The sequence below is a fragment of the Ruegeria sp. BH8 genome (assembly GCF_056538065.1).
The window spans coordinates 1-8159 of the sequence record NZ_JBQFSP010000033.1 but is presented as its reverse complement, the minus strand read 5'-3'; the positions used below and the strand labels follow the sequence as shown (position 1 = coordinate 8159).

The 8159-nt window shown below is 55.8% G+C and carries 5 protein-coding genes; 4 read left to right on the top strand and 1 reads right to left on the bottom strand.

Annotation, left to right across the window (positions count from 1 at the left end; genetic code table 11):
* Positions 1-273: 273 nt before the first annotated feature.
* Complete coding sequence (locus ACR0AD_RS20755; protein WP_480484929.1) at positions 274-1209, bottom strand: LysR substrate-binding domain-containing protein; 936 nt, start codon at positions 1207-1209, stop codon at positions 274-276.
* A gap of 238 nt (positions 1210-1447) precedes the next feature.
* On the opposite strand from ACR0AD_RS20755, the gene ACR0AD_RS20750 reads away from it, so the two are divergent.
* The 4 genes from ACR0AD_RS20750 (at position 1448) to ACR0AD_RS20735 (ending at position 7905) form a co-directional block, all read left to right on the top strand.
* The gene (locus ACR0AD_RS20750) at positions 1448-2398 is read left to right on the top strand and encodes an ABC transporter substrate-binding protein (protein WP_480489464.1); all 951 of its coding nucleotides are present in this window, start codon (positions 1448-1450) and stop codon (positions 2396-2398) included.
* An 82-nt stretch (positions 2399-2480) separates the two neighbouring features.
* Entirely contained in the window at positions 2481-3509 is a 1029-nt protein-coding gene (locus tag ACR0AD_RS20745) for a quaternary amine ABC transporter ATP-binding protein (RefSeq protein WP_480478516.1), read from the top strand.
* Positions 3509-5491 carry an ABC transporter permease gene (locus ACR0AD_RS20740; RefSeq protein ID WP_480484927.1) on the top strand — a complete coding sequence of 661 codons (1983 nt, stop codon included), beginning with the start codon at positions 3509-3511 and terminating at the stop codon, positions 5489-5491. Before ACR0AD_RS20745 ends, ACR0AD_RS20740 begins: the two co-directional genes overlap by 1 nt.
* 14 nt (positions 5492-5505) lie before the next feature.
* A complete protein-coding gene (locus tag ACR0AD_RS20735; RefSeq protein ID WP_480489463.1) occupies positions 5506-7905 on the top strand; it encodes a trimethylamine N-oxide demethylase in 2400 nt (799 codons plus the stop codon).
* Positions 7906-8159 lie beyond the last annotated feature (254 nt).

Here is an 8159-nt window from a genome sequence, read left to right as displayed (position 1 = left end):
CACTGGATATTCCAAGCTTCGCGCCGATCTCCTGGATCGGCTTCTTATTCGCTTCACGCGCAATTTCGATGTCGGATTTATAGCTCATTGGGTTTGGTCTCCCTGCGTGAGATAGTCTGAATTGGTCCGGCCAAAGCGACAAAACGCAGGGCCAGATTCGGTCGAAATTTTCTTTAAGGTAAATAAATATTCCCAAGGGTCAATACACGAGTTAAAAACGCCCAGGGGACATTTCCAAACATCAAGTCAAGAATCAGGGTTTTGCGACCAGGATCAGGCGTATCTTTTTCGACCCGCGCTGAGACCCAGCAACCAATCCTCGACGATGCGCTGTTCCGGGAAAGCTTTTTGAAGCGGCCTTTTCAGCAGGTAGTATCCGGATTGCGTTCGCACCGAAGCGTTCTGGACCGGCCTGACCAACGCGCCGCTCTCAAGCAAGGGGTCAACAAGATGGGCCCAGCCCAATGCAATTCCCAAACCATCGACAGCAGCCTGAACCGACAGTGGATAGGTGTTGAAAGCCACAGCTTGTTCCATCGCTGAGGTGGAAACACCGTTACCGCTGAACCATGTACGCCATGTCATCCACTCCGCATGGCTGCTGGTGACTTCAATAAGGTCCAGTTCCGGCAGCGCGGAAAGAACTGCCGCATTGGGGTTGCTTCTGAGGTACTCGGGGCTGCAAACCGGGAACACTGTTTCTCCGAACAGAAGCTTTGCTTCGTATCCCGGCCACTCGCCATCTCCACGCAATATTGTCAGGTCCATGGAATCCGAAAGGCACTCTGCGTCACTGTCCGAAGACACCAGCGAAATACGGATACGGCCGTTGGATTTGTTGAACTTGTGCAGTTGTGGCATCAACCACAAAGACGCGACAGAGTTCGTCGCAGAAATCGACACCTTGTTGGCCTGATGCTTGGCCAGCATCTCACGGCTGACGTCCCGCATCTGATCCAGAGACTTTTCGACAGTTGCCAACAGAATGGCACCTTGTTGCGTCAGTGACACCGAACGGTGACCTCGCACAAACAATGGCACATCATAATGCTGCTCCAGCAGGCGCACTTTGCGGCTGATCGCGGTTTCCGAGATGTTCAGCACCTTACTGGCCTGCACAAAGCTTTGCGCTTTTGCCGCGGCTTCAAACGCCAACAAATAATCAAGCGGAGGAAGGACTTTCCCTGTGACTGATGTTTTCTTTGGCATTTACAGGATCTTTCCCGATCTGGACGCGGCCACACGCAAAAACATTCATGGTCACCCGTTGCCGTCTGAACGGGCAACCGACTGTTAACATAGTAAAAAGTTGAGTTTGCCTCAAGATTTTATGGTCAACGCCCCTCAAATTTCTTTTCTGCATTATGAGCGATTCTAGGCAAAATGCACAAATTCGCGGGCCGGAAGAGCCCCTTTGACAAAAATGAACCTCACTCAGGGAGCGAACATGAAACTCACAAACCTACTTTCTGCTGCAACCTTGGCAGCGGTAGCGGGCACCGGCGCGATCGCCGAAGACAGCAGCGATCCGATCATTATCCCAATACACAACTGGTCAAGTCAGATCGTAATGTCTTACGTGGTCGGCCAGTTGTTCGAAGAGATCGGCAATAATGTCGAATATGTCACCACAGACAGTCAGGCGGTCTACGAGTCGGTGCGTCTGGGCGACGTCACGCTTGAGATGGAAGTCTGGGAAGGTGCATTTGGTGCATCCTTCCGCGCGGCTCTGGAAAAGGGTGGTCTGCATGATGCGGGCGACCACGATGCTGTCACTCGCGAGGACTGGTGGTATCCGATGTGGACCAAAGAGTCCTGCCCCGGCCTGCCGGACTGGAAAGCCCTGAACGATTGTGCGCATTTGTTCGCGACAGCCGAAACCGGCGACAAAGGCCGGTATCTGGACGGTCCGGTAGACTGGTTGAAGCATGGTAAAGAACGCGCCGAAGCGCTTGATCTGAACTTCACCGTGATCAATGCGGGTTCCGCCGCGGCGTTGTGGGCCGAGATTGGTGCCGCCGAGGCCGACAAGACCCCGGTTCTTGTATTCAACTGGACGCCAAACTTTGCCGAAGCCGTCTGGCCCGGTGAGTTTGTGGAGTTCCCTGCATGGGAAGATGGCTGCGACAAGGATCCTGCCAAGGGTCCGAACCCGGACGCGCTGTATGATTGTGGCAACCCGGCAAGTGGATATCTGAAAAAGGCGGCTTGGGATGGCATGAAAGACAAGTGGCCAGCCGCGTATTGCGCCCTGACCCAGATTTCTTTCACCAACCCTCAGATCGCGGAAATGGCAAAGCTGGTCGACACTGATGAGCTTGAGCCGGAAGAAGCGGCAGAGGAATGGCTGGACGCCAACCGTGCCGTTGTTGACCCCTGGATCAATGCCTGCAGTTGATAACGGCTACGTATAATGAATCTGGCGCGGCCTTGATCGTTTTGTGATCCAGGGCCGCGCTCAACAAGAAAGAAAAGCAGCCATGCCCGCCATCGCGCCTGTCATATCAGCCAAGAATGTCTGGAAACTGTTTGGACCCTCGCCCGAGAGCTATCTGAAGTCCATGCCGGCAGGCCGCAGTTTCGACGAGATCCGTGAGGATGGGTATATCGCCGGGGTCAAGGATGTCTCGATCGAGGTTGGCCGTGGCGAGATGCTTGTCATCATGGGGTTGTCAGGATCGGGCAAATCCACGCTGGTGCGGTGCTTTTCGCGTCTGCACAACATCACCGGAGGCACGATCGAAGTAGACGGTCAGGACATCATGAAACTCAGCGAGCGCGATCTGATCGAATTGCGCCGCAACAAGATGGGGATGGTGTTTCAGTCTTTCGGGTTGCTGCCGCACCGCACGGTTCTGGACAATGTCGCCTTCCCGCTGGAAATGCGTGGGCAGGATCGCCACGACCGGCGCGAACGCGCTTTGGAGGTCATCAAGCTGGTGGGCCTTGAAGGACGGGAAGAATACTTCCCACGGGAATTGAGCGGTGGGCAGCAACAACGGGTCGGTATCGCCCGGTCGCTGGCTATCGAACCGGATATCTGGTTTCTGGATGAACCCTTCTCGGCGCTTGATCCGCTGATCCGCCGTGAAATGCAGGATGAATTCCTGCGCCTGCAAGAGATGCTGGGCAAAACCATCGTCTTCATCACCCATGATTTCGACGAGGCGCTGCGTCTGGCTGACCGGATTGCTATAATGCGCAACGGTGCGGTCGAACAATGCGATACTCCGGATCAGATCGTGATGAACCCGGCGACCGAATATGTGGCGAAATTCACCGAGGATATCGACAAGGCCCGCGTGGTGCATGCGAAAGGGCTGGCAAAACCGGTGAACGGCCATACCCTTGAAGGCGCGCCGATCAATGGCGGATCAACCATTCATGAACTGGCCCGGGTTCTGGTCAATGACAAGCGTATCCTGCTGCCGGTTGCGGATGAAACTGGCGTTGTCACCGGTGTTCTGGATCGCGATGCCGCGTTGAACGTTCTGCTCGGAGCCGAATGATGGCGACACTGTCCACCGAATTACCGGACACGGCAGACGGTGCGTGGGGGCGCACCAGAGTCCTTACCGCACTTCTGATCACCGCCTTTGCGCTGATCCTTGCCAAGGCGGTCGGAATTCTCCCTGAATGGTTGAACCGCATTCCCGAGGCAGCAATCCCGCCGACGGCGCAGGTGCTGGATGCGATCTTCAATTTCATCCAAAACGACCTTGGTCTGATCTACGTGACCCGCTTTATCGCCGAAGGCCCGTTGGAATTCCTGTTGGATATGTCGGCCAACCTGCTCGAAGGCAAGCGCCGCTGGCCTTATCTGGGCCCAATCCCGTGGTCAGCAATCGCTGCTGTCGCTGCTGTTGTGGGCTATGCCGTGGGGGGGTGGCGGCTGGCGGCTCTGGGTGCGGGTACGTTCATCTGGACCGCTGCAATCGGCCAGTGGAACATCGCCATGCAGACCATGTCTGTCATTGTAGTGGCGGCACCGCTGGCGTTTGTGCTGGGCCTGGTGCTGGGCATCGCCGCCTGGAAGTATGGCCGGTTCGAGCGGGTGCTGAAACCCATCCTGTCCGTTCTGCAAACCCTGCCATTCTTTACTTATCTCTTGCCAGCGGTGATCTTTTTCAAAGTCGGACCAACCGCGGGGGCCGTGGCAACAATCACCTTTGCCATCCCGCCGATGATCCTGATGACCACACTGGGTCTGAAGAAAGTCAGCCCCGAAGTGATCGAAGCCGGCCAGATGTCTGGATGTACACGCTGGCAAATGCTGCGGCATGTATACGTCCCAGCCGCACGCACCGAAGTACTGGTAGGTGTCAATCAGGTGATCATGCTGTGTCTGGCAATGGTGGTTCTCACCGCCTTTATCGGCATGCCGGGCCTTGGAGCCAAGTTGCTTGCAATGATGGGCAGCTTCAAACTTGGCCGTTCGTTTGAAATCGGCGTGACCATCGTTCTTCTGGCGGTCATGCTTGACCGGATGTCGAAGGCCTGGGTCGTCAAACAGCCCATTCATTTCGAACGCGGAACGCCATGGTGGAAACGGCACTGGATTCCGCTAATCGCAGTGGGTCTGTTCGTCGGGTTCACCCTGTTGTCGCAAGTGTTTCCGATCCTGGCTGAAGTTGGTCGCAAGCAGCATCTGAGCCAGGGAAAGGAAATCGACGATGTGATCAAGTCGGTTTTGGCCTTCGATGTGATCAAAGGGACAACCGAATGGCTGCGCTGGTTCCTGAACGTAAAAGTTCTGATCCCGTTTCGTGATACTTTGCTTGCCATTCCGACACCTGCGTTCATCCTGCTGGTTGTCTCCTTTGCCTATTGGATCGGAGGCCGCAAACCCGGTATCTATGCTGCGGTGTTTTTTACAATCGTCGCGTTTTCCGGCTGGTGGGATCGCTCGGTCATCACGCTCTATACAGTGATTTCAGCGGTTGTGTTGGCAACTCTGATCGGTATCCCCTTGGGCGTAGTCGCAGCTCGGTCCAAACGCTGGTCCAAGAGTATCCTGCTGGCCTGCGACACTGCGCAAACCTTCCCTAGCTTCATCTATCTGATCCCCGCGATCATGCTGTTCGGCGTCAATGACGTGGCGGTCGTGTTTTCCATCCTGATCTTCGCCGCCGTGCCGCTGATCCGCTATACCATCATCGGTCTGGGAAGCGTGCCGCCGGAAATGACCGAAGCCGCGGATATGTCTGGTTCGACGCGCAGACAAAAACTGATGTCAGTACAGTTTCCACTGGCGCTGCCGACTATGGCCGTCGGGTTCAATCAGGCCATCATGTTCGCGTTCTTCATGGTCATTATCGCCGCGTTCATCGGCACGCAGGATCTGGGGCAGGAATTGCAGCGAACCCTGGCAGGCACCGAATTGGGCAAGAATTTTGTACTGGGTCTGAACGTGTCTCTGATGGCGTTGACCTTTGATATGGCAATCAGCAGTTGGGCCGAAAAGCGCAAGCGCGCTTTGGGGCTGGATTAACCGGAGTTGTTCAGATGAACGTCAAACCCTTGTTTGAGGTACCGTTCGAACGCAGCGGGGTGCTGGCTCCTGGTCTGCCCATCCTGCCGCATGGCACAGAACGCCATCCGGTTCCCGCAATGGGATCGCGCGCCGTTCCGGTGTCCAAAGGGGACACGATCACATTGCTGGATCGCGATGGAATGCAGCCCGCTGAGATGGTATTTTTTGCCCCCGACCGAAGCTCGGACGCGGCGATGCTCGGCGCGCGGGGACACGGGTGTCCCGACGGGGTGATCGCAACGCTGGCAAACGGTTCCGCTTCGGGCCGGAAGGTTCTGCGCGCGCTCGAGGCTGCGGGGTTTGACATCGGGCAGGGCGACGCAATCCGCGCTTTTGTCGAAGGCTCGCGCCCCGGCGACATGGTGCATTTCGTGGCGGAAAGCGATGGTCTTCTGATCGTCGCCGCACCCGGCGAGGCGATGCGCCCGGAAAACAACAACCCTCCAACGGATATCATCCTCTATATTCAGCGTTCCGCGCCGGGTCTGGAAAAGCCGGGTGTTGGCGCGCCTGAGCCGTTGGCCGACCCTCTCAGGGACATCAACATTCAACCGGGAAACGCCATATCTTATGAGGTCAAAGCTGGAGAATTCATCCAGATCTTGGATATTCGCGGCCGCGAATGCTCGGATTTTCAGGCCTTCAGCCGCCGGGCGCTGGATCAGGGGATCGAGCGCGAAATCGATCCGACGACGACCCGCAGCCTGATGGGCAGCCTGTATCCGCAACCGGGGATATTTTCGAAATACTGGTCCGTCGATCAGGAACCCTTGATCGAAATCGTGCAGGACACTTGCGGTCGTCATGACACGTTTGGCCTTGCTTGTACGGCGCGGTACTACGAAGACCTTGGCTATCCAGGCCACGTAAACTGTTCGGACAATATTAACAAAGATCTGGACCAGTATGGCATCAAGCCGCGCGGCGGCTGGCCTGCGATCAACTTCTTTTTCAACACGATGCTGGATGACGCCAATGCCATTGGCATGGACGATCCCTGGTCGCGACCGGGTGACTTCGTGTTGCTGCGCGCGCTGACCGATCTGGTCTGCATCAGCACGGCATGTCCCTGCGACATTGATCCGGCAAACGGGTGGAACCCGACCGATATTCAGGTGCGAACGTACAAGGCGACCGAGGATTTTCAACGATCCTACGGCTATAGAAAATCTGCGGAGGCGGATGTGGAAGAAACCAAGAAAACTGCTTTTCACGACTGCTTTGCGCGGCATACCCGTGATTTCGTCGAGTATAACGGCTATTGGCTGCCGAACACGATGACCAATCATGGTGCGATTTCTGAATACTGGGCCTGTCGGGACAAGGTTGCCGTCATGGACCTGAGTCCTTTGCGTAAATACGAAGTTGTCGGACCCGATGCAGAAGAGCTGATGCAGCTATGCGTGACCCGCAACATGAAAAAGCTAAGCGTCGGTCAGGTCGTCTATACCGCAATGTGTTATGAGCACGGCGGGATGATTGACGATGGCACCGTCTATCGTCTGGGTGAGACGAACTTCCGCTGGATCGGCGGGAATGACACCAGTGGATTGTGGCTTCAGGAACAAGCGCAAAAACGCAACTTGAATGTCTGGGTTCGCAATTCGACGGATCAGCTGCACAACATCGCGGTTCAAGGGCGGCACAGTCGCGACATTCTCTCCAGAATTTTCTGGACACCCCCACAGCAACCAACGATTGACGAACTTCCATGGTTCAGACTGACCGTTGCACGGGTCGGAGATGTGCGCGGAACATCTGTCGTGATCTCCCGAACAGGGTATTCCGGTGAGCTTGGATATGAAATCTTCTGCCATCCCAAAGATGCAGTGGAAATCTTCGACCGAGTCTGGGAGGCAGGTCAGGATTATGGGATCACGCCGCTGGGCCTTGGGGCACTTGATATGCTGCGGATCGAAGGGGGCCTGATTTTTGCCGGGTCAGAATTCGACGACCAGACGGACCCGTTTGAAGCCGGCATCGGTTTTACCGTGCCGCTGAAATCAAAAACCGACGATTTCATCGGGCGGGCAGCAATCGAAGAACGCAAGGCGCACCCCCACCGAAGGCTGGTTGGTTTTGAAATCGAAGGCGGCGTCGTCCCGTCACCCGGCGACTGCGTCCGCGTCGGAAAGGCGCAGGTTGGAGCGATTACCAGCGCAATGAAATCACCCGTTTTAGGGAAAGTCATCGCTTTGGGTCGGATTTCAGTTACCCACGCGACAATTGGGGCAGACATCGAAATCGGGCAATTGGACGGCCAACAAAAACGGTTGAAAGCCAGGATCGTTCCATTCCCTCATTTTGATCCGACAAAGGAACGTGTGAAAGGGATATACTCAGAAACCACGGTTTCGGACGCAGCAGAGTAGTTGACCAAGAGGGCCGGGCTTGTGATTTGGCCGGGCACCGTAAAGGGTTATGTTGCAAACTTTTGACTATTGACGCGCTCGAATGCAGACGGTGAATGGCCGCCGGTGTATTCACTCGAGAACCAGTCCATGATTTATTTCAAAGGTGCGCAGTATCCGAAACGGTATTGTCACGTTAACGTCCGGTCGACGAGGGAATGCTGATGGTCGGGATTCAAGCGGCTCGAGTGGCAGCATTCCAGGCGTTAGTTGCC

Coding starts and splice junctions, on each gene's coding strand:
- ACR0AD_RS20755 (WP_480484929.1), bottom strand. CDS start 1,209: ATGCCAAAGAAAACATCAGTCACAGGGAAAGTCCTTCCTCCGCTTGAT.
- ACR0AD_RS20750 (WP_480489464.1), top strand. CDS start 1,448: ATGAAACTCACAAACCTACTTTCTGCTGCAACCTTGGCAGCGGTAGCG.
- ACR0AD_RS20740 (WP_480484927.1), top strand. CDS start 3,509: ATGGCGACACTGTCCACCGAATTACCGGACACGGCAGACGGTGCGTGG.
- ACR0AD_RS20745 (WP_480478516.1), top strand. CDS start 2,481: ATGCCCGCCATCGCGCCTGTCATATCAGCCAAGAATGTCTGGAAACTG.
- ACR0AD_RS20735 (WP_480489463.1), top strand. CDS start 5,506: ATGAACGTCAAACCCTTGTTTGAGGTACCGTTCGAACGCAGCGGGGTG.